Source organism: Stenotrophomonas terrae (assembly GCF_001431465.1).
In the GTDB taxonomy this organism is placed as follows: domain Bacteria; phylum Pseudomonadota; class Gammaproteobacteria; order Xanthomonadales; family Xanthomonadaceae; genus Stenotrophomonas; species Stenotrophomonas terrae.
Genome location: NZ_LDJJ01000033.1, coordinates 1 through 24,167 on the forward strand (window position 1 = coordinate 1; position 24,167 = coordinate 24,167).

Genomic DNA, 24,167 nt, shown 5'->3' on the forward strand with positions numbered 1-24,167 from the left:
TTGCTTTGGCTTCTGCTCTGGCTTCTGCTCTGGCTTCTGCTTTGGCTTCTGCTCTGGCTTCTGCTCTGGCTCTGGCTCTGGCTTCTGCTCTGGCTTTGGCTCTCGCTGCTGCTTGTTGCTGTTGCTCCCTTCTCCCGCCTGCGGGAGAAGGTGGTGCGCAGCACCGGATGAGGGGAGCTTTGGCTGTGCTTTTGCTCTGATTGATGAAAAGCAGAACAGGCAACAGCAGGAGCTACCCCTCCCCAACCCTCCCCTGTGCCTGCGGCACAAGGGAGGGGGCAGAAGCTCCCCTTCCCAGCCCTCCCTGGCATCTGCGGCACTAGGGAGGGAGCAAAACTCCACACCGTTTGCAGAAGAAATCCAGCAAACGAAAGGGCCGCTTGCGCGGCCCTTCCTTTACGTCAGCAAACAAGCCTTCCGATTACGAACGCAACGGGATCACGCGGATCTCAACGCGACGGTTCTGCGCACGACCAGCTTCAGTGCTGTTGTCAGCGATCGGATAAGCCTTGCCGGCGCCCAGGGTTTCGATGCGCTCGCGCTGCACGCCCTGTGCGGTCAGGTAAGCGGCAACCGCATCTGCACGCTCCTTGGAAATACGGTTGTTCACCGCATCGGTACCAATGCTGTCGGTGTGACCGACCACTTCGATCATGGTCTGGTTGTACTCACTCAAGGTGCTTGCAACACCATTGAGCGCACCATAGAACTGCGGCTTCAGGGTGGTCTTGTTGAAATCGAAGGTGATGCCATCGGGTAGGCTCAAGGTAATGTTGTCACCATCGCGCTGCACGTCGATACCGGTGTTGGCGGTGCGCTCACGCAGGGCGCGCTCCTGACGGTCCTGGTAGTTGCCAACCGCGGCACCACCCAGTGCGCCGATACCGGCACCCACCATTGCACGCTGACGACGTTCGGTGGCGTTGCCGCCGCTGAGCAGGCCGGCAGCAACACCGATGGCCGAGCCGATCAACGCGCCCTTGCCGGTCTTGTTCTGCTGCTGGGTCTGGTTGCCGTACTGGTCCTGCTGCACATACGAGCCACCGGTAGCGCAGGCCGAGAGGACGGCTGCCGTCACCAGGCCAATGGAAAGATTACGAACAACAGTTAGGGTGGTCATCTGATGAGTCTCCTGATAGGCCGGACTGGCCAGCGTGGATTTGCCGGGCAAGCATAAACATCACGAAGCATTACCTGCGTGCATCCCTACCTTCTTCACGGGTATCCATTCATCTAACTGTCTTGCACGTTAAGCCAGTGTCAGCGACAGCGCTGATAGGCCGCCAAGGCCGCATCACGGCCCTGTGCCAGATCCACCAATGGCTGCGTCGGGTAGCTTGGCGCGTGTTCGGCCAGCAACTGCGGGAACTGCCAGGGCGCGAACCGCGCCTTGAGCGGCAGCGCGGCCAGCTCGGGCACCCAGCGGCTGATATAGCGCGCCTGCGGATCGAATTTCTGCGCCTGCGTCACCGGATTGAATACCCGGAAATACGGCGCCGCGTCAGCACCGGTACCGGCGATCCATTGCCAGCCCATGCTGTTGTTGGCCAGATCGGCGTCCACCAAGGTGTCCCAGAACCAACGCGCACCGTGCTGCCAATGCATGCGCATGTGCTTGCACAGGAAACTGCCCACCAGCATCCGCACCCGGTTGTGCATGTAACCGGTGGCCCAGAGCTCCCGCATGCCGGCATCGATGATCGGAATGCCGGTGCGCCCCTGCTGCCAGGCTTCCAGCAACGCCGGTTGCGCGGGTTCCCAGGCAAAGCGCTCGAAGCGCGGATTGAGGTTGCTGTCACTGGTCTGCGGGAAATGATGCAGCAGGTGCCAGGAGAACTCGCGCCAACCCAGCTGGCGAATATAGCCATCGATGTCCGCATCACGGCCGGCGCTGCGCATGGCTTCCAGCGTATGCGCGATCCGCCACGGGGCGATCTCGCCGAAATGCAGGTGCGGTGACAGCAGCGAGGTGCCGGTGCGGTCAGGTAGATCCCGCTGCTCACGGTAGCCATTGAGCGCACCCTCGGCAAATACCTCCAGGGCTTCCTGCGCACCCGCCTCGCCCGGCTGCCAATGCTCCCAGAAGCCGCCATCCCAGCCCAAGCGCGGCTGCAGGCCCAAGGCCTGCAATGGCAGGCCTGGCAGCGCGATTGCATTCAAGCTGCCAGGCGCATCGGACAAAGCAGGCAGCCGCCAGCGGGTCAGCGCGTTGCGCCAGAACGGGGTGAACACCTTGTACGGCCCGCCCTGCAGCGTCGCCAATTCCCAGGGTTCGAACAGCAGGTAGCCGTTATGGCTTTCAACCTGCACACCCTGCTCGCGCAGACCGCGCTTGATTGCCGCGTCCCGCGGCTGCGTGGCCGGCTCGTATTTGCGATTCCAGTAGACCGCCTCGGCACCGCTTTCGGCGATCAGCGCCTGCAGCTGGGCCATGCTGTCACCACTGCGCACTACCAGCGCGGATCCAAGCGCACGCAGCTGTGCGTCAAGCTGCTGCAGCGAATGGTGCAGCCAGGCATCGGAGGCCGCGCCCGGCGCCCATGCGCCCTCTTCCTGCGGCGCATGGATGTAGGCCGGCACAATCGTGTGACCGGCTTCAATGGCGGCCTGCAATGCCGGGTTGTCACGCAGCCGCAGATCACGGCGAAACCAGACAATGGCGATGGACATGCAGCGGCTCCGGCTTATTCGAACGAACCGACCGAATCGTGGCTCAGGTTGTCAAAGCGGGTGTACTCGCCGAAGAACTTCAATTTGCACGAACCGGTGGGGCCACCACGGTGCTTGCCGATGATGATCTCGGCCAGGCCCTTGTCCGGCGAATTTTCCTTGTTGTAGTAATCGTCGCGGTAGATGAAGACGATCATGTCCGCATCCTGCTCGATAGCGCCGGATTCGCGAAGATCGGCCATCACCGGGCGCTTGTCGGTACGGGTTTCCAACGAGCGGTTGAGCTGTGACAGCGCGATCACCGGCACGTTCAACTCCTTGGCCAGGCCCTTCAGGCCACGCGAGATTTCCGAAATTTCGGTCGCACGGTTCTCGCTGTTGCCCGGCACGCTCATCAGCTGCAGGTAATCGATCACGATCAGGCCCAGGTCGTGCTCGCGCTTGAGCCGGCGGCACTTGGAGCGCAGGATCTCCGGCGACACGCCCGGCGTATCGTCGATGAAGATCTTGGTTTCCTTCAGCATGCGGATGGCGCCGGTGACGCGGCTCCAGTCCTCGTCTTCCAACTGGCCGGTACGCAGGCGCTGGGCATTGATGCGGCCGTTGGAGGAAATCAGACGCATCGCCAGCTGCGATGCAGACATTTCCATCGAGAAGATCGCCACGCCCTTCTTGGACTTGATCGCCGCGTACTCGGCGATGTTCAAGGCCAGCGTGGTCTTGCCCATGGCCGGACGCGCAGCCAGGATGATCAGATCGGTCGGCTGCAGGCCGGCAGTCATCGCATCGAAATCGTTGTAACCGGTCGGCAGGCCGGTGATGTTGCCGCCATTCTCGAAGCGGTTGCGCAACTCTTCGAAAGCGTCCTTCAGCGCACCCGGCATCGCCACGAAGTCGGTGCGCCCGCGCGCGCCCTGCTCGGCAATGGCGAACACGGACTTTTCGGCGGTCTGCAGCAGCTCGGAGCTGTCACGGCCTTCCGGCTGGAAACCGTCATTGACGATGTCCGTACCCACCTGGATCAACTGCCGAAGCACCGCCTTGTCGCGCACGATTTCAGCATAGGCGCTGATATTGGCTGCAGACGGCGTGGTGCTGGCCAGCTCGATCAGATAGGCGCCATCACCCACCATGTCCGACTTGCCCTGCGATTCGAACCACTCACCCAGGGTGACGGCGTCGAACGGACGGTCACGCTCGGACAAGTCGTGGATCGCGCGGTAGATCAGCTGATGGTCACGCCGGTAGAAGTCCTTGTCAGTCAGCACCTCATTGACCCGGTCGTAGGCCTCAGGTGCCAGCATCAAACCACCAAGCACGGCCTGCTCGGCTTCCACCGAATGAGGAGGAACGCGCAAGGCGTCGATGCGCTGCTCGCTACGATCGGAACGATCATTGCGGTCACCGCGGTCGCGGTCGGAACGGAAACCAGTACGGGCGGACATGAAAAGCGTATTTCCTGCAATAAGGCCGTGCGGCCATGGTAGGTGGGCATTGCCCACCGGGATACGTACAAGTCTGTGGATAACCTGTCCACAACCCAAGCCCCAGCGGCGCCGGGAGTGGGCTGGCATACAGAAACAAACACCCGGCGCCATTGCAGCGCCGGGTGGGCATTATCGCATGTGCGGGGCGTGAGCCGACCGCTGCCGAGCGCGGCTCAGGCCTTGAGCTGGTGCTCGGTCCAGGCCAGGAATTTGTCGACATAGCCCTGCAGGAACTGCCGGGTACCGTCATTGCTGATGGTGCCGTCAGCCTCTATCAGGCCATCCTTGAACTGGACGAAGGCCTCCGGCTGCGGCATCACCGCCAGGTCGACGAAAACCAGCACATTGCGCAGGTGCTGCTGGGCCATGGCGCTGCCGATGGCGCCGATGGAGGCGCCAACCACCGCTGCCGGCTTGCCGGCAAACGCGTTGTCGCCATAAGGGCGCGAAGCGGTGTCGATGGCGTTCTTGAGCACGCCGGGGATGGAGCGGTTGTACTCGGGGGTGACAAACAGCACCGCGTCAGCCGCCCGCACCTGGTTCTTCATGCGCGTGCCCTGCGCGGGGAACTGCGTATCGTGATCCTGGTTGTAGAGCGGGACATCGCCGATCTGAATATATTCAAATTTGGCGCGGTCACCGGCCAGCTTCTCCAGCGCCAGCGCCAGGCGGCGGTTGATCGACTCCTTGCGCAGACTACCGACGAAAACCGCGATCTTGTACTGATTCATGGCAACCTCGCTCTGGAAGAAGGGTACAGGCTAGACATTACCGGCTTCGCAGCAGGTGAAGGCAAACCGCTCGCCCGCCGAACAAAGGCAGCGCCTCAAGGGTGCAGGCGGCCCGTCACTCCACCATAGGCCAGCCGTACCGTCTCGAAGCCATACTTGTGTTCCAGCCGCTTGATGATGAAATGACCGCGCGCCATGTCCTGGTAATAGCCGGTGAACATGGTGTTCAAGGTTGCGCCCGCCACTGCACCGATCACCGGCACGGCTTGGGCGACAAACTTCTCCGACACCACCACACCGAACTTGGCGGCGACTTTCTCCACCACCCTGGCCAGCCATTTGCCGGCTTCCTTCGGCCCCAGCCCGAGCAAGACGCCATGGCTGCCGCTGACCGCGCTGCCGGCCAATTCGGCCGACAGATGCCGCATCACCTCGGTGGTGAAGCCGCGCGCCAGGTAATAGCCGGTCTCGCTGGCGTCGTCCTTGCCGGAATTGCCGCCCAGTGCGAACACTTCCAGGCAGGCCTGGCGGGTAGCCATGTCGGCCAGATTGAAGCCTTCGCTACGGGCGACGTCGGCAACCGCGCGCATGATGATGGTGGTCGACAGCGGCAGCTCGATCGCCAAGGCCGGCAAGCCGCCAGCACCACCAAGCGCACCGGAAGCCGCCGCTGCCAGCTTATGCAGGCGCGGCGAGGCCGCCTTGCCAGGTTGCTTGTTGTCCATCGTCCACAAGGCCGTCTGCGCGGCCTTGTACAAGGCCGCCTCGGTGACGCCCTGGATGCGCGAAGACACCGCCGAGGGCAGCTTGCGCACCGCGAACTCCAAGGGTGAGCCGATCAGGTTGGCCATCCTGGCGGTGAGCGTTGGTGATTCCAGCAAACCCACCGCGCGCTGCAGATCGGCCAGGTCCTGCGCATTGTCCTGCAGACGCAGAGCAAGCTCGGTCATCGCACTCAGCCTGCTTCCGGTAACCCGGCCAACACGCCCATGAACTGGCGGTAGTGGCGCAGCTCGGCAATGGAGTCCTGCACATCGCTCAGCGCGGTATGGCTGGAGGTCTTGCTGACACCGGCCGCAACGGTTGGCGACCAGCGCTTGGCCAGTTCCTTGATCGTGGACACGTCCAGGTTGCGGTAATGGAAGTACTTCTCCAGCCGCGGCATCTGCCGGTGCAGGAAGCGCCGGTCCTGGCAGATGGAATTGCCGCACATCGGCGACGCACCGGCCTTGATCCACTCCTGCAGGAAGGCAATGGTCCTGGCTTCGGCCTGGCCCACGCTGGTGTTGCTGTCGAGCACTCGCTGCCACAGACCCGAACGCTGGTGCTGGTTGCGGTTCCACTCGTCCATGGCTTCCAGCACCTCCACTGAATGGTGGATGGCAAATTCCGGCCCTTCGGCCAGCACATTGAGCTGGCCATCGGTGACCACGGTGGCGATCTCGATGATGGAGTCGTTGTCCGTGTCCAATCCGGTCATTTCCAGATCAATCCAGATCAACCGGTCATTGCCTGCGCTGTTGTCCGCCATGTGCTGCCTCATGCTGTGGGCCGGCGGTCAAGTGCCGCGCGGCCGGAATATCAATGCATATGATACCCCTGCCACAGGTGCTGGCCGCGTCAAAGGTCGTCGGGGGTCAGCAGCGGACGGCCACGCTTGGCCCGGAAATAATTGGTCAGCCGCAGGCTGGCGTCCTTCGCCAACACCCCGCCAAGCACCTGTACACGGTGGTTGTGCCGCGGATCGCCCAGCAGGTCGAACACACTGCCACAGGCGCCGGTCTTGGGATCGGTGGCGGCGAACACCACCCGCGCGATGCGCGCGTGCACCAGCGCCATCGCACACATGGCACAGGGCTCCAGGGTCACGTACAAGGTGCTACCGACCAAGCGATGGTTGCCCAGCGCCTTGCCGGCCTGACGCATGGCCACGATCTCGGCATGCGCGCTTGGGTCGTGGCTGGCGATATTGAGGTTCCAGCCCTCGCCCAGCAACGCGCCATCGGCGCCCACCAGCACCGCGCCCACCGGTATCTCGTCGAACTCGCGCTGGGCGCGGTCAGCCAGCGCCAGGGCATGGCGCATCCACTGCTCGTCATTCGCCACTTCGGCGCTATCGCTGGCTGGGATGCCCGTCACTGGAGACCACCCGACGCTGCGCGCATTTGGTAACGGTAGGCGCCAAGGGGCACCTGCATCGCAGCAGACAGACTGCGCGCGCATGAAAACATGACTAGCAACTCCGAGGACCAGGGCCAGGCCCGATTGCGGCATTTTACGCCAAGCCCTACGCAACGCGCCCTGTCACCGGCCCCTGCGCTACAGACAGGACCGGTGGATCACCCTTTACTGCGCAGGCGCCACCGCGCCCTCCGGCATGCCGTCGTTGGCCTCTGGGGCAAGCGAGTAGACATAGCTTTCGTCATAAAGACGCACTTCCAGCTTATCGCGCCCACGCCGTTCGACCGTGTAGATGCTGCCTTCCCAATTCCCGCTCAGGGCGGTCATGGGGTCGATATCGCCCAGCCGGCTCGCATCGATGCGCAGCACCACCTTGTCCTTCTCATAGGACGGCAGCACCTTGCTGAAGAACGTCGCATACTGCCCCGAGGTCATGGCGCCGTACGAACTCGAACTCGGGTGCGCCACCAGGAACGCAAAGTTCTTGCCGAAATCGATGCCGGACAGATCAATCGGCGCATCATCCCGGCGTGGACTGGAAAGCGCATTCAACGACTCGACCGCATCTGCACCGGCAATCGGGAAGAACTCGATATCGCTATAACCGGGCAGCCGCGATTGGCCTTCCGGTGCAAAACCACTGCCGCCAAGCAAGGTCGATACAACCTGCCTGCTGCTCAGCATCGGGCGCGTACTGACCCGGAACTTGCTGGAAGCCTCCAACTCGGCAGCCTTGCCGGTAACGGAAAAATTGCCTTCCTGATCACAGCCACTGAGCAGCAACAGCGAAAAAATACCGCCCACGATAAAACGAAGAAAAGACCGATGCATGCCGTACGTCCTGTACAAAGAGCTGCGGGCTCCGCAGCGGATTGATAATCATGCAATCGGTTTCCCTATCTGTATGTAGGAAAACGCCTACCCAATTTCCACGATGCAATCGTCCGCCGCCCGAGTGTCGCCCGCACGGGAAATCTAGGAGCTGACGCCAACCTCACGCTGGTGCACCGAAACCCGATTCCTGCCGCCGCGCTTGGACGCGTACAGCATTTCATCGGCAGCTTTGAGCACAGCCTGCACCTCGAAACTGCTCTGCGGCCAATTGGCAACACCGAGCGAAATCGTGATCGTTCCCACCTTGGGAATCCGCATCTCCTCAACGGTCCTGCGCAGGCGTTCGGCCACCTGTGCTGCGGTTGCCAGAGTGGTGGATGGCAACAGGATCAGGAATTCCTCGCCACCAACGCGCAGCGGCACATCATAGGCGCGGCAGGCCTCGCGCATGCGCTGGGCAAGCTGCTGCAAGGCCGCGTCACCGGCGGCATGGCCATGGCTGTCATTCACTTTCTTGAAGTGATCGATATCGATTGAAATGACCGAGAACGGGGTTGCCTGGCTCTCGAAGTCAGCCAATGTCTCATCCAACCGCCGACGGTTGCCGAGCTTGGTCAGCGGATCGGTGGCGGTGTCCTCACGCAACTTGGTGAAACTCTTGTGGAAGGCGTCGATGCCGATCAGCAAGGCCTTCTTCAACTCGCGCGATTCGAAATACCAGGATTTCACCGAGCCGATGTCCTTGGCCGAAGACGGGTCTTCCATTTTGCGCGCGCCATCGGCCAACAGCCGCAGCGGGCGCGAAATCAAGCGTGCGCTCCACAGGATCAGGATCAAGGTCAAGATCGTTGCCGGCAGCGCCCTGTACAAAGTGCTTTGCATCAGCTGGGTCAACGGTGCGAGCGTGGCCGCTTCCGGGCGCTGGGCCACAATCCCCCACCCCGTCGAAGTCACCGGCGCGTAGCCCGCCAGCATCCTGACGCCCTGCGAGTTGACCGTGGCCCCCTTGCCCGACTGGCCGGCCGCAACGCGGTCAACCACGACATTGTGCTGCACGAAATCGCCGACCCGCCGCGGGTCCGGGTGATAGATGATGCGTTTCTGCTTGTCGACCACGAACAGGTAGGAACCGTCGACGTAGAAGTGCTGGCCGAGCAGCCGGTCGAGGATGTTTTCCTTCTGCAGGTAGATCGCCCCACCCACCGCACCGAGGTAGCGGCCGGACGCGGACACGACCGGGTGGTTGATGAAGACGATGAAGTTGCCGGTGGCCGACTGATAAGGCGCGCTGATCAGCGGCCGCTTCTCCCGCAGCGCGGTCATCACCGCCTCGCTGCCGAGCACCCTGCCCTGCAGGCCCAGGGTCTCCGGCGAAGTCGCCAGTACCTTGCCGGTCGCATCGAAGATGGTGATGGAGTTGAAGCTCTTGCTCATCATGCGCAGGCGCGCGGCTTCCTCCTCCAGCTTGGCCACGTCATCCATCTTCATGGCGAGCAGCTGCGCGGTATAGGCCAGCTGCAGCTGGGACGCCTGCAGGAAGTCCTCAGTGCTTTTAGCCAGCTTGTTGGCGTAGGCGTAGTTGCCGTCCAGCGTGGTGTCCATCAGCTGCTGACGCTGCACCGTATAGCTGGCATAGAAGGTATTGGCGAACGGCACCAGTGCGCCCAGCAAAGTGAGCACCAAGATGAGTTTTCTGAGATCCATGGATTCCAACGCGGACGCTTGAAGGTATTGCCGCGACGAACCCACGCATACCCGGGCATGCATACCCGGGCGCGCAGCTCCCCCAAGCCGTCGCCATTTTACCAGCGGAACTGTCATCGCAGGCCTTTGCCTGGGATGGCTTGCTGCAGCTCCGGCGCGCGCCCGCCGCCCTGCCCGAAACGAAAAAAGCCGCTGGCATCAGCGGCTTTTCAAGTCTGGCGGACAGAGTGGGATTCGAACCCACGGAAGGTTTGACCCTTCGCCGGTTTTCAAGACCGGTGCCTTCAACCGCTCGGCCATCTGTCCGTTACGCGTTGCTACCCCGGATAGCGTCCCGGGGTGCGCATTCTCGCATGCCTGCCGGCGTTTTTGTTCAACCGGCCTCGATTGCCAGTGCGCCGGCCATCGAAGCACGGATCTTCTCCTTGGCCCGCTCGCAGGCGCCGCCGCAATGCAGGCGGGAGGCCTCCAGTTCGGTGGGCAGGTGCTCGGCCAGGAAGTCGATGAACACCCGCACCGCCGGCAACAGCCCGCGTCGTGAGGCGAATACCGCGTGGCAGATGCCCTGCGGCAGCGACCAGTCCGGCAGCACCACCTCCAGCTCGCCGTTGCGCACAGCCTCGGCGCAGACGGTTTCCGGCAGCATGGTGATGCCGAAACCATCCTTGACCATGGATTGCAGCAGCGGGAAATCAAAGCCTGCCACCCGCGGCTGCAGCTCAACCCGGCGGACTTCACCACCCGGGCCGTGCAGTTCCCAGCGTTGGCGCGCTTCGTCTTCGCTGATGCTCAGGGTGACGTGGTTGCCCAGGTCCTCCGGTGAGGCCGGCCGCCCTGCCCGGTCCAGGTAGGCCGGGCTGGCAACCAGCAGTTCCTGCACTTGACCGAAACTGCGCATCACCAGGCTGCCATCGTCATCCAGCCGCGAGCGCACCCGCAGGGCAACGTCATAGCCTTCATTGATGATGTCGACGCGACGGTTGCTGATGTTCAGCTGCAAGCGCACCTTCGGGTATTGCTCGAGGAACTTGGGCAGCAGTTTGGGCAGCTGCATCTGCGCCAGTGACACCGGCACGCTGGCGCGCACCAGCCCGCGCGGCTCGGCGCTGAGCCGGTCCACCACCTCACGCGCGGCCTGAGCTTCGGCGAGCATGGTCTGCGCGTGGCGGTGCACGCTCATGCCCACATCGGTGACCGCGAAGCGGCGCGTCGAACGCTGCAGCAGGCGTACGCCCAGATCGGTTTCGAGCTGGCTGATGCGTCGGCTCAGACGTGATTTGGGGATGCCCAATGCGCGCTCGGCAGCGGCGAAGCCGCCATGGTCTACCACCATTGCGAAGTAGTAGAGGTCGTTGAGGTCCTGCATGGATTGATCCCGCTATTGGAACGAACCGGTGAATTTAAACACCTTTGTTCTGTATTTACAAATCAGGCCATAAACAGTCCTGTTTGCTATTCAGGTCGCTTTTAGGGCCTGCCTATTCAGTTTTTTGGTGCGGTTGCCGCAGGGGTTGCCGGTCGGGTACGGCGCTCGCAGGGAGGCTGATCGAGGGGGTTTGGGGTGGGGAATCCGGACCGCTTGTTGAGCGCGGTGGTGTTGCGTTGGGGCCGGTCTGGCGCCTGTCAGTTTGCTGGGGGAGCCATTGCCGAGCATGGCTCGGCACTACATGGGATTGCGGGCTTTGGTTTTTCAGTGGGCAACAAAACGCCGCGCTTCCGAGGGGAGCGCGGCGTTTTGTTTTACAGCTCAACGGTAGCCACCAGTCTGCGGTATGGCACCGCCAATGCCGAGCATGGCTCGGCACTACATGTTGCTGATCAGGCGATGCGCTCGGCGCCGCCCATGTACGGGCGCAGCACTTCGGGGATGGTGATCGAGCCATCGGCGTTCTGGTAGTTCTCCATCACCGCGATCATCGCGCGGCCCACGGCCACGCCCGAGCCGTTGAGGGTATGCACAAGCTCCGGCTTGCCGCCCGGGTTGCGCCAGCGCGCCTGCATGCGACGGGCCTGGAAATCTCCGCAGTTGGAGCACGACGAAATCTCGCGGTAGGTCTGCTGCGACGGCAACCAGACTTCCAGGTCGTAGGTCTTGATGGCCGCAAAGCCCATGTCGCCGGTGCACAGCAGCACCTTGCGGTACGGCAGCCCCAGCTTCTGCAGCACGGCCTCGGCACAGCCGGTCATGCGCTGGTGTTCGGCCTCGCTTTCCTCGGCAGTGCAGACGCTGACCAGCTCCACCTTCTCGAACTGGTGCTGGCGGATCATGCCGCGCACGTCGCGGCCACCGCTGCCGGCTTCGGAACGGAAGCACATCGAGTGTGCAGTCATGCGCAGCGGCAGACGCTCGGCGTCGATGATCTCGTCGCGGACGATATTGGTCAGCGGCACTTCCGAGGTCGGGATCAGATAGCGCGTGGATTCGCCCAGCGCAGTCTTGAACAGGTCTTCCTCGAATTTCGGCAGCTGGCCGGTGCCACGCAGCGAATCGGCATTGACCAGCACCGGCACGTTGGTTTCTTCGTAACCATGCTCGTTGCTGTGCAGATTGAGCATGAACTGGCCCAGCGCACGGTGCAGGCGGGCAATCGAACCACGCAACACGGTGAAGCGGGCGCCAGACAGCTTGGCCGCGGTTTCCGCGTCCAGGCCATGGTTGCGGGCACCGAGTTCGACATGGTCCAGCACCGGGAAATCGAATTCGCGCGGGGTGCCCCAGCGCAGCTGTTCGACGTTCTCGCTCTCGTCCTTGCCGGCCGGCACATCGGCCGCGGGCAGGTTCGGAATGCCCATCGACAGGGTTTCGATCTGCTCGCGCAGCACATCGAGCTGGGCCTCGGAGGTCTTCAGCTCATCGGCGAACGCGGCCACTTCGGCCATGATCGCCGACACGTCCTCGCCCTTGGCCTTGGCATGGCCGATCGACTTGGAACGGCTGTTGCGCAGGCTCTGCAGCTCCTGGGTGCGCACCTGGATACGCTTGCGGTCAGCCTCCAGCGATTCGAAGGCGGCCACATCCAGCACATAACCGCGCGTGCTGCGCAGGCGTTCGGCAAGTTCGGCGGGCTGCTGGCGAAGAAGGGCTGGATCAAGCATGGCTGGGCACTGTGTACGGGTGTGAGCCATAGATTATCGCGCGAACTGCGTCTTTCTGCCGCGCGATTCACCATTCCTGTGCAAGAATCAGCCGGTTCCATACGGTCAAGGCCATGTCCGCTCCCAGCTCCCGCTCCGACCAGAACTTCACTTTTCACCTGCCCCGCAGCAGCCTGAAGATCGCCGGCATCGCCTTTGGCGTCGGGATATTGCTGTTTCTGGTGGTGTGGCTCAACGCCCGCCGCAACAACGAATTCTATCGCGCCGATCCGGCACAGCCGCAGGCCGACACCGCCACTTTGACGCCGTTGCCAGCTCCGCTGCCCGCAGGGTCCGGTGCCAGCGAGATGCCCGACGCGCGTCCCGAGGCCGTGGAACAGGCCCCGGAGCTGGTGGAAACCGCACCCGCCCCGCCGCCGCAGCCCATCGCCGAAGCCGCGCCCGCCGAACCTGCACCGGCCCCTGCCCCGGCCGCCGTCGCGCCCAGTGATCAGCCGGTTCCGTTGCCTGGCCAGAGTCCCGCCCCTGACTACCCGGCCGCTGCCCTGCGCCGCGGCGAAAGCGGCACCGTGGTGGTGCGTGTGGACGTGGATGCCAATGGCGTGCCGCTGGATGTACGGCTGGTCCAACGCAGCGGCTCACGCGACCTGGATCGCGCCGCCCAGGAGGCTGTGCGCAACTGGCGTTTCCAGCCGGCCCAGAGCAATGGCCAGCCGATGCAGGGCAGCCTTGAGATCCCCTTCGATTTCAAACCCGCTCAGTAAGCTGAACCCCGGCTCCCCAAGGGCGCCGGGTTCTGCCCAAAGTCACTCGCCGTTTGGGAGTGCGGGACCAGACTTGCCGCGTAGACGTTACGCAGAGCAGCCATGTCGATGTCCAGCATCCCGCAACACTCCACCTCCCATCCGCCCGTATCGGCCAGCGCCAACCAGGCGCAAGGCACCACGGCCGCATGGCTGTGGGTTCTGCTGGCAGTAGGCGTGCTGAGCCTGTTTGGCTGGTTGGGCTATCGCGCCCTGCAAGGACCGGTAGCGACCGGCCCGGTCTCGATCACCACCGCCGATACCACCTCGGTGGTCAGCGTTGCCGGCAACAATGATGCCGAGCCCCTGCCCAACAACCCCATGCCCAGCTATCCGGCCGCCGCGCTTGATGCCGGCGTCGAAGGTGATGTGATCGTGCGCCTGCAGATAGACAGCAATGGCCGGGTCAGCAATGCGGCGGTGGTCGGCCATGACGGCGGCGTTGATCCTGCGCTGGATCAGGCCGCCATCCACGCGCTGCAGCAATGGCGCTTCCAGCCCGCGATGCGGGATGGTCGCGCCATCAACAGCGTGGTGCAGGTGCCGGTGGAATTCAGGAGCGAACGCTGAGCCCGAAGCCGGCACCACTGGCCAGGCTGTCAAAGCCCGGGAATGAGGTGGCTACATTGGCCACATCATTGATACGTACTTCACCGGTACTGAGCTGACCGGCGATGGCGAAGGCCATCGAGATGCGATGGTCACCGTGGCTCTCGATCGTGCCGCTGCCCAGCGCGCCGCCATGAATGGTGGCGCCATCTTCGGTTTCGTCCACGCGCAGCCCCAGGGTCCGCAGGCCGGTGGCCATTGCCGCCAGACGGTCGGATTCCTTCACCCGCAGTTCGGCCGCGCCGCGCACCACGGTCTGGCCGTGAGCCGCCGCAGCGGCAACAAACAGCGCCGGGAACTCATCGATCATGTCCGGCACCAGGTCTTCCGGAATTTCCGCGCCCTTGAGTTGGGCATGGCGAACGATCAGGTCGGCAACCTGCTCTCCGCCGTGCTCGGCGTGGTTTTCCTCGCGGATGTCCGCGCCCATCAGCCGCAGTGCAGCCAACAGACCGGTGCGGCGCGGATTCAGACCGACCGAACGCAGGCGCACTTCCGAGCCAGGAATTACGCTGGCGGCGACGATGAAGAAGGCCGAGGACGAGAAATCCGCCGGCACCGCGATATCGGTCGCACGCAGACGCTGACCGCCACGCAGGCGCGCCTTGCCCGGTTCGAAATCGATCTCCACGCCAAACGCGCGCAGCATGCGTTCGGTGTAGTCACGGGTCGGATGCGGCTCGACCACCGAGGTTTCGCCCTGCGCATACAGGCCGGCCAGCAACACCGCCGACTTCACCTGCGCACTGGCTACCGGCAACGCGTAGTCGATACCGTGCAGCATCTGCCCACCGTGGATATGCAGCGGCGGCGTGCCATCTTCCTGGGTGTCGATGCGGGCCCCCATCTGCGCCAGCGGCGCGGTAACCCGGCGCATCGGCCGCTTGGACAGCGATTCATCACCAATGAGAGTGGAGTCGAACGGCTGCGCCGCCAACAGGCCGGCCAGCAAGCGCATGCCGGTACCAGCATTGCCGCAATCCAGCGCTGCCTGCGGGGCCTTCAAGCCATCCACGCCCACGCCATGGACGATGCGCTGCGACGGCGACGGCGTTTCAAAGCGCACGCCCATCTGCTCGAAGATCGCCGCGGTGGCGCGGGTGTCCTCGCCCTCCAGGAAACCCTCGATATGCGATACGCCATCGGCCAGTGCGGCAAACATCACCGAGCGGTGTGATACCGACTTGTCGCCGGGAATGGCGAGCGTGCCCTGCAGGGCGGAACCTTTGTGTGCAATCCAGTAGGGCTGGGAGGTCATGCGGTCTCTCTAATGTTCGGTGCGCCGAGGCGCGTCAACAAACCCTTCTCCCTCCGGGAGAAGGTGCCCGTAGGGCGGATGAGGGTGCGGCGGCAAACTGACTGCAGCGATTTGAAACCTGCCCGTAGTCAGCCCTCACCCCAACCCCTCTCCCGCAGGGAAAGGGGCTTTCAAGCTCAGGGCACGGCGACCGGATAGGAGCCGAGCACCTTGATCTGCGCCGAGTGCGCCTTCAATTCGGCCAAGGCAGCCTGCATCGATTCGTCTTCGATATGGCCGGCCAGGTCGATGAAGAAGCCGTATTCCCACTTGGCCTGGTGCGAAGGACGCGACTCGATGCGGTTCATGCTGATGCCATGGCGCGCGAACGGGCTGAGCACATCGAACAGGGCGCCGGGCTTGTCGTGGATGAAGACCAGCACCGAAGTGCGGTCATGGCCCGACGACGGGAACAGTTGCCGGCCGATCACCAGGAAGCGGGTGGTATTGTCGGCATCGTTCTGGATCGGCTTGGTCACCACCTTCTTCAAGCCATAGACATGGCCTGCACTCTCGCCGCCAATGGCGGCTGCGTCTTCGGCATTGCGGGCGCGACGCGCGCCTTCTGCATTGCTGGAGACCGGAATCTTCTCCGCCTTGGGTAGGTTGGCGCGCAACCAAGCCGAGGTCTGCATGAATGACTGCGGATGCGCATAGATGCGCTCGATGTCCTCGATGCGACCACTGCGCGACATCAGGAACTGCTGTACCCGCAGCTCGACTTCGCCGCAGATCTTGAGGTTGGAGGTCAGGAACATGTCCAGGGTGATCTGGATCGTGCCCTGCCCGGAGTTCTCCACCGGCACCACGCCGAAATCCGCGTTGCCTGCTTCCACTTCCTGGAACACTTCTTCGATACTGGCCATCGGCAAGCCCATCGCCGAGCGGCCAAAGTGCTTGAGCACGGCCTGCTGGCTGAAGGTGCCTTCCGGACCGAGGTAACCGATCTTCAACGGCTCCTGCTGGGCCAGGCAGGCCGACATGATTTCGCGGTAAACGTGTACCAGCACCTCGTCGCTGAGTGGGCCTTCGTTGCGGTCCACCACCATGCGCAGCACCTGCGCTTCGCGCTCGGGGCGGTAATAGTCAACGGCCGCAGCCAGCTTACCCTTGGCCTTACCAACCTGGTGGGCGAAGTTTGCCCGCTCGGCAATCAAGGCCTGGATGCTGCGATCGATCTGGTCGATCTTGGCGCGCACGTCCGACAACACCGGCTTGGCGACGGTCAAGCTGTCAGCCGCCTTCTTCTTGCTGGCAGCCGCTGGCTTGACCGCAGCCTTCTTGGCTGGCGCCTTGTTGGCTGCTGCTTTCTTGGCAACGGACTTGGTTGCCGCAGCCGGTGGGGTCTTGCTGGCGTTCTTGCTTGGCTTGGTCGCCATGGAATCGTCTACCTGGTACTGGCCGGCGCGATGCGCACGGCGGGAATGGTTCAGCCGTTGCGCTGCTGGAAATCACGCATGAACGCTGCAAGTGCCTGCGCACCTTCCAGCGGCATGGCGTTGTACAGCGAAGCACGGATGCCGCCGACAGCCTTGTGGCCCTTCAGCGCCAGCAGACCGGCAGCCTTGGACTCGCTGACAAAACGCGTGTTGAGCTCTTCGCTGGGCAGGAAGAACGGGATGTTCATGCGTGAGCGCACGGCCGCAGCCACCTCGTTGCGGTAGAAGCCGCCCGAACCATCGATGGCGTCATAGACGGTGGAGGACTTGGCCATGCTCAGCTTCGCGAAGGCTTCCACGCCGCCCTGGGCCAGCATCCACTTGAACATCAAGCCGGCCAGATACCAGTTCCAGGTCGGCGGCGTGTTCAACATTGAATCGCGCTCGACATGCGAGCGGTAATCAAAGATGTCCGCGCGCGGCTGGCCGGCACGTGCCAGCAGGTCGCGACGGATGATGACCACGGCAATGCCGACCGGGCCCAGGTTCTTCTGCGCACCGGCGTAGATCACGCCATAACGCGATACATCAATCGGCTCGGACGCAATCGACGAACTGAAATCGGCGATCAGCGGAACCTCGCCGACATCCGGCACATCGCGGAATTCGACACCGTGAATGGTCTCGTTGGCGGTGATGTGCACATAAGCCGCATCGGCCGACAGCTGCCATTGCGAGCGCGGTGGAATATCGCGGAACCCGCTGGCCTCGCCGGTAGCGGCGATGTTCACATCCACGTAGGGCTTGGCCTGCTTGATCGCGGTCTTGCCCCAGTGGCCACTGACCACATAGTCAGCGCGTTGCCCGGGGCTGGCGAAATTCAACGGCAGCAGCGCCTGCTGGGTGGTGGCACCACCACCGAGGAACAGCACCGCATAGTCATCCGGAATGCCGATCAACGTCCGCAGATCGGCTTCGGCCTGGGCCGCCACGGCCATGAAATCGGCACTGCGATGACTGATCTCGACAATGGACGCGCCTACGCCATTCCATTCCAACATCTCCGCCTGCGCCTGACGCAGGACCGATTCCGGCAATGCCGCAGGGCCGGCACTGAAATTGAATGCGCGAGTCATGTCACACCTGTTGAGCAGAACCCCTAGTATGCCGCAGCGCAACAGCCTTGGGCCATCAGGGAAAAGTTGCATCTGCACCCATTGTGGGCGGCGGTTTCAGCCCCGCCAGGTGGGTACCGCCTGTACCGCCGCAAGGCTGGTTCAGCGTGCCCCGAACAGCAGCAGCGCGCTGATCGCCGCACCGAGCAGCAAGGCGCTGAGCAGCAGCCAGGGCCAACGTCGCTGCCGTTTCGGCTTGACCGGCACCGCCGTTGACGGCTTGACCCGTTCCGGCACCTCGTCGTCTTCCGGCAGGAAGGCCGTTGGCGCGGACACCGGACCCAGCGGAACCTCCAGCACGAACCGGTGGTTGCCTTCAAACACCACCTGATCACCGGCCTGCAACCAGCAGTGGCGGGTACTCACGCCATTGACCTGGCTCCCCTCGGCCGAGCCCAGGTCGCGCAGCAATACCTTGTCGCCATGCCGCTCGAAGCGGGCATGACGCGGGGCGAAGGCCGGGTCATCGATGAGAATATCGCTGGCCGGATCGCTGCCGATGCTGCGCGGCTTGTCCAGCGTGAAACTGCGGCCGTGGTGACGCCCACCTACTCCGCGCAGCAGCACCCGCAGGTCGTCGCCGCCCTCACTGGGAACTTCCGGCGGATGCGGCACCTGCTCGCATTCGCCGCGCAGCAGCATCTCCGCACCGTCGGCATAGACCGCATCGCCAGCGCGTAGCAGCGCCATGCGGCGTACCGGACGGCCGTTGACATGGATGCCACGGCCACCATTGGCGACCTGTAGCCAAACCCCGCGCTGGTCGGTGCAGAACTGCGCCAACAGCAACGGGCCAACACTGCCATCGCCTAGCCGCACCTGCCCGGACGCATGCCGAACAATGCGCTGCACGCCCGGCATCAATGACTGATCGGGCTGCTGACGGTTGCTGAAATGGACTTGCAGAGTGCGCACCGCAGCAGACTATCAGGTCGTCCCGTCATGCAGAAGCTGTTCGTGAGGCTTGGACTACGCCGCGCAGGTCCGCACAATGGCGCAACTTTCCTACTTACAGCAGTTCAGGCCACACCCCATGTCGACCATTGATATCCAGCACGCTCATTCCCTGTCCGACGACAAGGCCCGCACCGCCATCACCGAGGTCGCCGAAAAACTGCAGGAGCGCTTTGACGTGGTCACCCGCTGGGAAGGCGCGGTACTGCATTTCAACCGCTCCGGCGTGGATGGCGCGATCGAACTGCTGCCCGGTGCGGTGCGCGTCAAGGCGGAGCTGGGCTTCCTGTTGTCGGCCATGAAGGGCATGGTGGAATCGGAAATTCAACGCGTGCTGACTGACAAACTCGGCTGAGCCCGGACCGTCACACAACCCAAGCCCGTGTGCCGTTACGGTGTAGATGGACTCTTCAACCCCGCATAGGAGCATCGTCATGACCACATATGAGCAACGCCCCGACGACGAGGACGACACCGCAGGCATCCAGGGCCAGGCCGAACGGCTGGGCAAGAAGATGACCGAGTCGGCCCAGCAGGTCTGGCTGGCCGGCTTGGGCGCGCTGTCGCGTGCGCAGGCCGAGGGCAGCAAGCTGTTCGATACACTGGTCAAGGAAGGCCAGACCATGGAGGCCCGCTCACGCGAGCAGTCCAGCAAGGGCGAAAGCCTGCGCGACACCGTGGAAAACACCCTGGGCCAGGCCCGCGACCGCGCCGCTGGCACCTGGGACCGGGTCGAAAAGTCATTTGAAGACCGGGTTCACAGCGTGCTGCGGCGCCTGGATGTGCCCTCCCGCTCTGATATCGAGGCCCTGAACGACCGCCTGGACGCTCTCAATCGCCGCCTCACCCGCGCCGAAAGCCGCGCCGCGCACGGCGAGCAGCAAGCTGAAGATCAGTAATGTTGCAAAGCAGCATTGGTTGCGTGAGAATCCTTTCACCCGCCAGCAGTACCGCGCCGTAAGTCTCCCTCCCCTCACGGCACCGGATGGCGGGTTTTTCATGCCTGCGATTTGACCGAACGGCTGCATCGGCGGGTTTCGCGCCTGCCAGCAAGCGATAATCCAGCTTTCACCATGTCGCCCCCGTGATATCGGGCGGCGGTTGCCAGCGCTGGAGGCATGCATGCAAACCCCTCTCCCGGAACCCGATTCCGGTACCCAGACCCGTCACGCCCTGCATGGCCAATACCCGCGCGCCGAGACCGTCGACGATTTCCGCCACAACCTGGCCCTGGTCCACGAGCGCATCAATGCCGCCTGCCAGCGGGTTGGCCGCGACCCCACCAGCGTGCGCCTGCTGCCGGTCAGCAAGACCATCGACGAGGCACATATCCGCCTGGCCTATCAGGCCGGCTGCCGCTTGCTGGGTGAGAACAAGGTGCAGGAAGCCCACCATAAATGGCAGGCGATGCAGGACCTGGGTGACCTGCAATGGTCGGTCATCGGCCACCTGCAGACCAACAAGGCCAAACTGGTAGCGCGCTTCGCAAGCGAGTTCCAGGCACTGGACAGCCTGCGCCTGGCACAGACGCTGGAGCGCCGCCTGCAGTCCGAAGGCCGCTCGCTGGATGTGTTCGTGCAGGTCAACACCTCCAACGAAGCCAGCAAGTATGGCCTGGCCCCGGACGAGGTTGCCGGTTTCCTGCAGGCGCTGCCGCGCTCTGGCGCGCTGCGGGTGCGCGGGCTGATGACCCTGGCGCTGTTTTCGGCCCAGCCCGAGCAGGTGCGGGCCTGCTTTGTCCGCCTGCGCGAACTGCGCGATCAGCTGCGCCAGCAGGCACCGGCCAACATCGGCCTGGACGAGCTGTCGATGGGCATGTCGGGGGACTTCGAGATCGCCATCGAGGAAGGCGCAAGCGTGGTCCGCGTCGGCCAGGCCATTTTCGGTGCACGCACGGTACCGGACAGCCATTACTGGCCAAGCAATGAACGGACGGAATAATTCGTCCGCAACGCTCAAAAAGGCGACGTCATCCGGTCCTTACGGTCATCAGGGAAGATAGACTGAGGCCCTTCCATAAGCTTCCCAGGTATGTCGATGTTCTCGTGGATTCTGGCCCTGGTACTTGCATTGCTCTTGTGGGGCCTGGCTTCGGCTTACCTGTGGTTGGTCGCCCGTCGCAGCACCGAACGCCAGCACGGCCTGGCCGCGCTGGCCGGCATGCGCTGGCGGGAGTTTTCCCGGATCGTGCACCAGGCCATGGCCGAGCAGCGCGGCCTGCATGCGCTGACCGATGAAGAAGACAACGACCGCGGCACCAGCAGCGATTTCCTGTTGCAGCGTGATGGCAAGCGTTGGCTGGTGTCCTGCAAGCACGGGCGCGCATACCGCTTTGACGCCGGCGCGATCCACGAGCTGGCATCGGCGATCAGCCTCACCGGTGCGGTCGGCGGCCTGTTGATCACCGAGGGTCACGTCGAGCGCGATGGCCTGGCCGAGGCCGAGAAGCAGTCCATCGAAGTCATCGACGCCCGCCAGCTTTGGCAGCTGCTCAAACCCTATATGCCGGCCGACGTGCGCGACACGGTCACCGGCATCGCGCGCCGCGAGGCCGTCCGCCACACCGGTATTGCCGGGCTGGCTGCAGTCACCTTTGGTCTGCTGGTTGGCATGGGTTACATGACCCTGCGCAGCGATACGCCAGCAGCCGAACCCATCGTGGCGGCACCGGCGGCGCACCCCGTCGCCGCTCCGGCAAGCCCCCAACCACAAGCAGCTGCCGAAGTCGACAAAGACGCCGCGCCAGCGGCAGCGGCCAATCCTTCCGACCTGATCCAGGACCCGGACCCGGCTACATTGCTGCGTTACCAGCAATCCGTGTCCAAGGCACTGGCCAGCACCGCTGGTGTGGTCAGCGGCATCTGGCTGACCCGCTCCACCTTGTCGGTGGAACGCAGTGGCGAGGATGCGCAGGTATGGCCCTTGATCTGCAAGCAGCTCGAACGTTACCCGGCCCTGCGTACCACCCGCGTGCAGCTCAATCCCCGCCCGGGCGTCAATGAGCCGGTGCGCTGGCGCCAGTGCAGCACCATCTGAAGCCGGCTTCGGCTTGGCTGCGCCGCAGGCGTGGCCAAGCACCCGGCTTAGCGGATCCGTTTCAACAACTGACTGTCAGCGAGAGCCTGGCGCGAAGCGCGCGATCAGGTCGTAGGCGTCACCCAGAAACATCTGCCGCACCCAGGTGATGGGCAGTTCACCACGCCAGGTCTGGCGGTCGATCACCAGGCAGGCGGTGCCCACCGGCACTTTCAGCAATGCGGCTTCGTCGGCATCGGCCGCGACGGCGCTGATGCGGTGCTGGCCGCGCGTCCATGACACGTTCTGCAGCAACCAGCTGCCGGGCGCGTGGATGGAAAAATCCACCTTCAAGGTTTCCGGCACCGCCTCGGGATTGATCAGCCGGCGCTCCAGCGCCAAGGGCTTGCCGTCGGCAAGATGCAGGCAGCGCATCGCCAGCAATTTGCCCTCCCCTACCAGCTGCGTTTCTTCGGCGACGGTTTCCCTGGCCTTGCGGTGCGCGCGCTCCAGCAACTGAAAACCGTACTCGTGGCCGCGGTCGGTAACCGCCACTTCGATATCCGGGATTTCCAGTGCCACCTGCTCCAGATGCGGTGGCTGCCGCGCCACGAACGAACCGGCACGACGGCGGCGCTCGATCATGCCGCTCTCAGCCAGCGCGGTAAGCACCTTGTTGACCGTCATCCGCGAGCAGCCGTACTGCTCCATCAGCTCGTGTTCGAACGGGATACGGAAGCCGGGCTCCCATTCGCCACTGAGGATGCGGCTTTCTATGTCACTGCGGATGCGGTGATTGAGGGTGGGAGCTTTTTTGCCCTTCACTCGGGTTTCCTGAAAGAGACGGCGCGCGCCGATGCGAACCTTACGCCAGTATCCGCGCCAATGCGGCACGGTAGCGGGTGGTGATCGCATCGCGGTTCACGTGGCGACCGTCGCGGACCACGGCCCGTCCGTTACGCCAGACGCTGCGCAGGGCGCCATTACGTGCGGCGAACAGCCAGCTGTCAAGCAGGGTATCGCCCATGCGGCCCAGCAGCGCCGGGTGCTCACGGTCCAGCTCCAGCAGATCGGCGCAGGCGCCGACAGCCAATCCCGCTGGCACGCCCAACGCCTGCGCGCCACCTTCGGCGGCCTGCTGGAACAGCCAGCGGCCGCTGGACAACTCGCCCGGCGACAACACATTGCGTCCACGCAGCTGCAGGCGCTGGCCGTATTCGAGCAAACGCAGCTCCTCGGCCGCATCGATCAGTACATTGGAATCGGAACCAACCCCGAAACGGCCACCCGCGCGCACGAAATCGCGCATCGGGAACAGCCCATCGCCCAGATTGGCCTCGGTGATCGGGCACAGACCCACCACCGCGCCGCTATCGGCTATCTGCTGAACCTCGCCATCGGTGAGATGGGTGGCATGCACCAGGCACCAGCGCTGATCGACGCTGGCATTGGCATACAACCATTCCACCGGGCGCTGCCCGCTCCATGCCAGGCAGGCATCCACTTCGCGGGTCTGCTCGGCGATATGGATATGGATCGGCCCCGGGGCCATCGCCTCCAACGCCTGCAATTGCTGTGGGGTACAGGCGCGCAGGCTATGCGGTGCCAAGCCCAGCACGGCATCGGCCGTACCTGCCAGCGCCCGCGTGCAACCGTCCAGCAGCGCGGCAAAATCGTCGATATCGTGCAGAAAACGGCGTTGTGCAGGCGTGGCCGCGGCGCCGCCGAAATCGCTATGCGCGTAGAACACCGGCAGCAAGGTCAGGCCCAAGCCGGTTTCGTCGGCTGCTGCCGCAACCCGCACGGCCATCTCGGCATGATCGGCGTAACGGCGGCCATCTTCGGCGTGATGCAGGTAGTGGAACTCGCCGACGCGGGTGAAACCGCTTTCCAGCATTTCCATATAGGCCTGCGCGGCGATGGCCTGGAACGTGTCCGGATCCAGCCGGTCCAGGAACCGGTACATCAGCTCACGCCAGCTCCAGAAGCTGTCGCCCGAACGCCCACCCACCTCGGTAAGCGCGGCCATCGCCCGCTGGAAGGCGTGACTGTGCAGATTGCCCAGCCCCGGCACCACCACGTCCAGGCGCTGCGCCTGGCCGTCCCAGGCTTCACCGACGGCCACCGCGGTGATGCGGCCGGCGACGCTATCAATGCGCACATCCTGCGCCCAGCCCTGCGGCAGCAAGGCCTGGGCGGCATGGAAACGGACAGATGCGGTCGGCTTGATCG

Annotated in this window: 23 protein-coding genes and 1 tRNA gene; 6 read left to right on the forward strand and 18 right to left on the reverse strand. The window is 63.8% G+C overall.

Annotated features, from left to right (window positions below):
- Positions 1-421 precede the first annotated feature (421 nt).
- The 12 genes from ABB27_RS10055 to serS all read right to left on the reverse strand — a co-directional run bounded on the left by ABB27_RS10055 (position 422) and on the right by serS (position 12,703).
- Positions 422-1,120: a YiaD family glycine zipper/OmpA-like lipoprotein gene (locus ABB27_RS10055; protein WP_057628571.1), complete on the reverse strand. Its 699-nt coding sequence runs from the start codon at positions 1,118-1,120 to the stop codon at positions 422-424.
- A 140-nt stretch (positions 1,121-1,260) separates the two neighbouring features.
- Positions 1,261-2,670 (reverse strand): cryptochrome/photolyase family protein, encoded by a 1,410-nt coding sequence (locus tag ABB27_RS10060; RefSeq protein WP_057628572.1) that lies wholly within the window; start codon positions 2,668-2,670, stop codon positions 1,261-1,263.
- Positions 2,671-2,684: 14 nt separating this feature from the next.
- Positions 2,685-4,115, reverse strand: a complete 1,431-nt coding sequence (locus tag ABB27_RS10065; protein ID WP_057628573.1) for a replicative DNA helicase — start codon at positions 4,113-4,115, stop codon at positions 2,685-2,687.
- Positions 4,116-4,330: 215 nt separating this feature from the next.
- Positions 4,331-4,888, reverse strand: a complete 558-nt coding sequence (locus tag ABB27_RS10070; protein ID WP_057628574.1) for an NADPH-dependent FMN reductase — start codon at positions 4,886-4,888, stop codon at positions 4,331-4,333.
- 95 nt (positions 4,889-4,983) lie between these two features.
- Entirely contained in the window at positions 4,984-5,838 is an 855-nt protein-coding gene (locus tag ABB27_RS10075; protein WP_057628575.1) for an EcsC family protein, read from the reverse strand.
- A gap of 5 nt (positions 5,839-5,843) precedes the next feature.
- Positions 5,844-6,419, reverse strand: coding sequence for an oligoribonuclease (orn, locus tag ABB27_RS10080; RefSeq protein WP_057628576.1), 576 nt, complete (start codon positions 6,417-6,419; stop codon positions 5,844-5,846).
- 89 nt (positions 6,420-6,508) lie between these two features.
- Positions 6,509-7,018 carry a tRNA adenosine(34) deaminase TadA gene (gene tadA, locus ABB27_RS10085; protein ID WP_275452866.1) on the reverse strand — a complete coding sequence of 170 codons (510 nt, stop codon included), beginning with the start codon at positions 7,016-7,018 and terminating at the stop codon, positions 6,509-6,511.
- 216 nt (positions 7,019-7,234) lie between these two features.
- The gene (locus tag ABB27_RS10090) at positions 7,235-7,900 is read right to left on the reverse strand and encodes a hypothetical protein (RefSeq protein ID WP_152984521.1); all 666 of its coding nucleotides are present in this window, start codon (positions 7,898-7,900) and stop codon (positions 7,235-7,237) included.
- 144 nt (positions 7,901-8,044) lie between these two features.
- Positions 8,045-9,583, reverse strand: coding sequence for a sensor domain-containing diguanylate cyclase (locus ABB27_RS10095; protein WP_211263702.1), 1,539 nt, complete (start codon positions 9,581-9,583; stop codon positions 8,045-8,047).
- 240 nt (positions 9,584-9,823) lie between these two features.
- Positions 9,824-9,913, reverse strand: a tRNA-Ser gene (locus ABB27_RS10100).
- A gap of 67 nt (positions 9,914-9,980) precedes the next feature.
- Complete coding sequence (locus tag ABB27_RS10105) at positions 9,981-10,973, reverse strand: LysR family transcriptional regulator (RefSeq protein WP_057628580.1); 993 nt, start codon at positions 10,971-10,973, stop codon at positions 9,981-9,983.
- Positions 10,974-11,425: 452 nt separating this feature from the next.
- Positions 11,426-12,703: a serine--tRNA ligase gene (gene serS, locus ABB27_RS10110; RefSeq protein ID WP_057628581.1), complete on the reverse strand. Its 1,278-nt coding sequence runs from the start codon at positions 12,701-12,703 to the stop codon at positions 11,426-11,428.
- 113 nt (positions 12,704-12,816) lie between these two features.
- Here serS and ABB27_RS10115 point away from each other — a divergent pair, with 113 nt between their 5' ends.
- The gene (locus tag ABB27_RS10115; RefSeq protein WP_057628582.1) at positions 12,817-13,467 is read left to right on the forward strand and encodes an energy transducer TonB; all 651 of its coding nucleotides are present in this window, start codon (positions 12,817-12,819) and stop codon (positions 13,465-13,467) included.
- Between the two features lie 102 nt (positions 13,468-13,569).
- Positions 13,570-14,076, forward strand: coding sequence for an energy transducer TonB (locus ABB27_RS10120; RefSeq protein WP_057628583.1), 507 nt, complete (start codon positions 13,570-13,572; stop codon positions 14,074-14,076).
- On the opposite strand, the gene aroA is transcribed toward ABB27_RS10120, so the two are convergent.
- The 4 genes from aroA to ABB27_RS10140 form a co-directional block, all read right to left on the reverse strand.
- The gene (gene aroA / locus ABB27_RS10125; protein WP_057628584.1) at positions 14,060-15,373 is read right to left on the reverse strand and encodes a 3-phosphoshikimate 1-carboxyvinyltransferase; all 1,314 of its coding nucleotides are present in this window, start codon (positions 15,371-15,373) and stop codon (positions 14,060-14,062) included. The two genes, ABB27_RS10120 and aroA, sit on opposite strands and share 17 nt — an antisense overlap.
- A gap of 176 nt (positions 15,374-15,549) precedes the next feature.
- A complete protein-coding gene (pheA, locus tag ABB27_RS10130) occupies positions 15,550-16,791 on the reverse strand; it encodes a prephenate dehydratase (RefSeq protein ID WP_057628585.1) in 1,242 nt (413 codons plus the stop codon).
- A gap of 50 nt (positions 16,792-16,841) precedes the next feature.
- Positions 16,842-17,927 (reverse strand): 3-phosphoserine/phosphohydroxythreonine transaminase, encoded by a 1,086-nt coding sequence (gene serC / locus ABB27_RS10135; RefSeq protein WP_057628586.1) that lies wholly within the window; start codon positions 17,925-17,927, stop codon positions 16,842-16,844.
- A 141-nt stretch (positions 17,928-18,068) separates the two neighbouring features.
- A complete protein-coding gene (locus tag ABB27_RS10140) occupies positions 18,069-18,881 on the reverse strand; it encodes an FHA domain-containing protein (RefSeq protein WP_057628587.1) in 813 nt (270 codons plus the stop codon).
- Positions 18,882-18,999: 118 nt separating this feature from the next.
- On the opposite strand from ABB27_RS10140, the gene ABB27_RS10145 reads away from it, so the two are divergent.
- From ABB27_RS10145 to ABB27_RS10160, 4 genes are all read left to right on the forward strand, one after another.
- Positions 19,000-19,275 (forward strand): polyhydroxyalkanoic acid system family protein, encoded by a 276-nt coding sequence (locus ABB27_RS10145; protein WP_057628588.1) that lies wholly within the window; start codon positions 19,000-19,002, stop codon positions 19,273-19,275.
- A 79-nt stretch (positions 19,276-19,354) separates the two neighbouring features.
- The gene (locus tag ABB27_RS10150) at positions 19,355-19,819 is read left to right on the forward strand and encodes a phasin family protein (RefSeq protein ID WP_057628589.1); all 465 of its coding nucleotides are present in this window, start codon (positions 19,355-19,357) and stop codon (positions 19,817-19,819) included.
- A gap of 223 nt (positions 19,820-20,042) precedes the next feature.
- Positions 20,043-20,861 carry a YggS family pyridoxal phosphate-dependent enzyme gene (locus tag ABB27_RS10155; protein WP_057628590.1) on the forward strand — a complete coding sequence of 273 codons (819 nt, stop codon included), beginning with the start codon at positions 20,043-20,045 and terminating at the stop codon, positions 20,859-20,861.
- 96 nt (positions 20,862-20,957) lie between these two features.
- Complete coding sequence (locus ABB27_RS10160; protein WP_057628704.1) at positions 20,958-21,956, forward strand: restriction endonuclease; 999 nt, start codon at positions 20,958-20,960, stop codon at positions 21,954-21,956.
- Positions 21,957-22,031: 75 nt separating this feature from the next.
- Here the strand turns inward: ABB27_RS10160 and hutC are convergent, their stop codons facing one another.
- Together hutC and ABB27_RS10170 are read right to left on the reverse strand one after the other, a co-directional pair.
- Positions 22,032-22,760: a histidine utilization transcriptional repressor HutC gene (hutC, locus tag ABB27_RS10165; RefSeq protein WP_057628591.1), complete on the reverse strand. Its 729-nt coding sequence runs from the start codon at positions 22,758-22,760 to the stop codon at positions 22,032-22,034.
- Between the two features lie 40 nt (positions 22,761-22,800).
- Positions 22,801-24,165 carry a formimidoylglutamate deiminase gene (locus tag ABB27_RS10170; RefSeq protein WP_057628705.1) on the reverse strand — a complete coding sequence of 455 codons (1,365 nt, stop codon included), beginning with the start codon at positions 24,163-24,165 and terminating at the stop codon, positions 22,801-22,803.
- Between the last annotated feature and the right edge of the window lie 2 nt (positions 24,166-24,167).